The sequence below is a fragment of the Reyranella sp. genome (assembly GCF_036558665.1).
In the GTDB taxonomy this organism is placed as follows: Bacteria; Pseudomonadota; Alphaproteobacteria; order Reyranellales; family Reyranellaceae; genus Reyranella.
Map to the genome: position 1 here is coordinate 1 of NZ_DATBFE010000002.1, position 3153 is coordinate 3153.

The following is a 3153-nucleotide window of genomic DNA, read 5'->3' on the forward strand; positions in this document are numbered from 1 at the left end:
AAGATCATCATCACGCTCTCGAACCTGTTCACCACGCCGCTTGCCACCGGCATTCCCTTCAACTGGAAGGATCTGACGCCGGTTGCGATGCTCGCGCTCGACGAGTTCGTCCTGTGGGTCAATGCCGAGAAGCCTTACAAGTCGGTCAAGGACTATGTCGACGCGGCGAAGGCGGCAAACGGCCAGATGAAGATGGGCGGCACCGGCTCGAAACAGGAGGATCAGATCATCACGGTGGCGATCGAGAAGAGCACGGGCGCCAAGCTCACCTATATTCCGTACAAGGGCGGCGGCGAAGTCGCGGTGCAGCTCGTCGGCAACCACGTCGATTCGAGCGTCAACAACCCGATCGAGGCGGTGGCGCAGTGGCGCGGCGGGAAGTTGCGGCCGCTCTGCGTGTTCGACGGCAAGAAGCTCGACTACCACGACAAGATCGTCGGCGACCTTGCCTGGGATAGCATCCCGACCTGCAAGTCGCAGGGCCTCGACATGGAGTATCTGATGCTGCGCGGCATCTTCATGCCGCCGGGCGCAACCAAGGAGCAGGTGGACTACTACATCGACCTGTTCCAGAAGGTGAGAGAGACTCCCGAGTGGAAGGATCTCATGAAGAACGGCGCGTTCAATCAGTCCTTCATGACCGGGTCCGAATACACGAATTGGGTCGCCAAAGAGGAAAAGCGGCACGAAGAGCTGATGAAGGCCGCCGGCTTTCTCGCCAAGAATTGACGTCTCGATGTCGATGCCGCCGGCGGGCTCGAGCGCCCGCCGGCGCGACCTTCGTTCCGGATGAAGGATGAATGATGGAAAATTCCCAGGACGCGAGCGGCCCGACCCAACGCGCAGTCGAGATCGGTGTCGCCGCATCCGTGGCCCTGTTCGCGCTGATCATCATCGCCGGCAGCCTTCAAGCCGGCATTGGCTGGGGCGCGGAGGGTCCGAAGGCCGGCTTCTTCCCGTTCTATGTCGGGGTGCTGATCCTGGTCTCGAGCGCCGTGAACTTGCTGCACATCGGAAGGGACGGCGCCGCCGGTGAGCTGTTCGCAGAATGGCGCCAGCTCGCCAAGGTGATGGCCATGTTGGTGCCGACCGCGATCTACGTCGCGCTTATTCCGTGGATCGGAATCTACGTCGCTTCGGTGCTGCTCATTGCCGCGTTCATGCGGGGGCTCGGCCGCTATGGCTGGAGCATGGTGGCCGCGGTCGCACTGGGGGTGCCGGTCGCCACCTTCCTGGTCTTCGAGAGGTGGTTCCTCCTGCCTTTGCCGAAAGGACCGATCGAGGCGTATCTCGGATTTTGACGCCGGACGGATAGGCCCGAAGGAGTGGCGGTAACGAGACCGATTGCATGGAAGAGATCGTCAATCTGTTTCACGGCTTCGCCGTCGTCCTCGAGCCCTTCAACCTCCTGGTGATGCTCGTCGGGATCATGCTCGGCGTGATCATTGGCGTGCTGCCTGGCCTCGGCGGCGCCAACGGCGTTGCTATCCTGCTGCCGCTGACGTTCTCCATGTCGCCGACCTCGGCGATCATCATGCTGTCGTGCATCTACTGGGGCGCGCTGTTCGGCGGCGCCATCACCTCGGTTTTGTTCAACATCCCCGGCGAGCCGTGGTCGGTGGCGACTACCTTCGACGGCCATCCCATGGCGCAGCAGGGCCGGGCCGGGGAGGCGCTCACCGCCGCCTTTACGTCGTCCTTCGTCGGCGCGTTGTTCGCGGTGATCATGATCACGCTGGTTGCGCCGCTCGTCGCCAAGTTCGCCTTGCAGTTCGGGCCGGCGGAGAAGTTCGGGGTCTATTTCCTCGCCTTCTGCAGCTTCGTCGGTATGAGCAAGGAGCCGCCGTTCAAGACGGTGGCCTCGATGATGATCGGCTTCGCCTTGGCTTCGGTGGGCCTCGACAGCATCACTGGCCAGCTGCGGCTGACCTTTGGCTACACCGAGCTCCTCAATGGTTTCGATTTCCTCATCGCGGTGATCGGCCTGTTCGGCATCGGCGAGATTCTGCTCACCATCGAGGAGGGACTGACCTTCAAGGGCGGCGCGGCCGGGATCAATCCGAAGGTGGTGTTGCAGACCTGGAAGGAGCTGCCGCGTTTGTGGATGACCTCGCTGCGCTCCTGCGTGATCGGCTGCTGGATGGGAATCAGCCCCGCGGGCGCCACGCCGGCTTCCTTCATGAGCTACGGCATCGCCAAGCGGGTGTCGAGGAACGGCGAGCGGTTCGGCCGCGGCGAGATCGAAGGCGTGGTCGCGCCCGAGACCGCCGCGCACGCCGCCGGCACCTCGGCACTGCTGCCCATGCTGTCGCTCGGCGTGCCGGGCTCGCCGACCGCGGCGGTGCTGCTCGGCGGTCTCCTGATCTGGGGCCTGCAGCCCGGACCACTGCTGTTCGTGGAGCAGAAGGAGTTCGTCTGGGGCCTGATCGCCTCGATGTATCTCGGCAACGTCGTCGGCTTGCTGGTGGTGCTCACCTGCGTGCCGCTGTTCGCCGCGATCCTGCGCATTCCGTTCAGCATCATCGCCCCGATCATATTGATGTTCTGCGCGATCGGCGCGTACACCGTGCACAATTCGACCTTCGACGTCGTGATGATGCTGGTGTTCGGCGTGCTCGGGTACGTCCTGAAGAAGTGCAACTATCCGCTCGCGCCCCTGGTGCTGGCGATCGTGCTCGGCGACAAGGCGGAGGAGGCATTCCGGCAGTCGCTGCTGTCGTCGCAGGGAAGCCTCGCCATCTTCTTCTCCAACGGGCTGGTGAGCTCGATCATGGCGCTTGGCCTCGTCGCGCTGTTCTGGCCGTTGATCCAGAACGCCTTCACCCGGCTGCGAACCCGGCCTGCGCTCTAAGGCGAATCCGGCCGTAGTTGCGGGCGCTTAGGCACATCGCGTGGGCCGAGGCCGCAGATGCATTGCGCAGCGGTCGCGTTCTGGAATATTGTATACCAGCCATGAGCAACGGTGATCGCTCCCCCCGCGCTGCCGGCCTGCGCCTCGCGACGGCATCGCTGCCGGCGGCGGAGCCGGCGGACGCGCCTCGCGTCGCGGTCGAGCCGATCGGCAGCCCCGAAAGCTTCAAGAGCCGCGCCTATGCCGCGCTCAAGGACGCCATCGTGTCGATGGACGTCTATCGCAGCCGCGACGACATCCGC

Annotated in this window: 3 protein-coding genes and 1 pseudogene; all 4 read left to right on the plus strand. The window is 64.0% G+C overall.

Translation table 11 applies throughout. From position 1 onward, the window contains the following. Positions 1-729 (plus strand): Bug family tripartite tricarboxylate transporter substrate binding protein (locus VH499_RS00515; RefSeq protein ID WP_332050716.1); only part of this gene is annotated, 729 nt, incomplete at its 5' end. Between the two features lie 74 nt (positions 730-803). Beyond that, positions 804-1301, plus strand: coding sequence for a tripartite tricarboxylate transporter TctB family protein (locus VH499_RS00520; RefSeq protein ID WP_332050717.1), 498 nt, complete (start codon positions 804-806; stop codon positions 1299-1301). Between the two features lie 47 nt (positions 1302-1348). Further along, on the plus strand, positions 1349-2851 hold the full coding sequence (locus VH499_RS00525) for a tripartite tricarboxylate transporter permease (protein WP_332050718.1): 1503 nt from the start codon (positions 1349-1351) through the stop codon (positions 2849-2851). Between the two features lie 101 nt (positions 2852-2952). Then, positions 2953-3153, plus strand: a pseudogene (locus VH499_RS00530) (hypothetical protein); the annotation flags it as partial.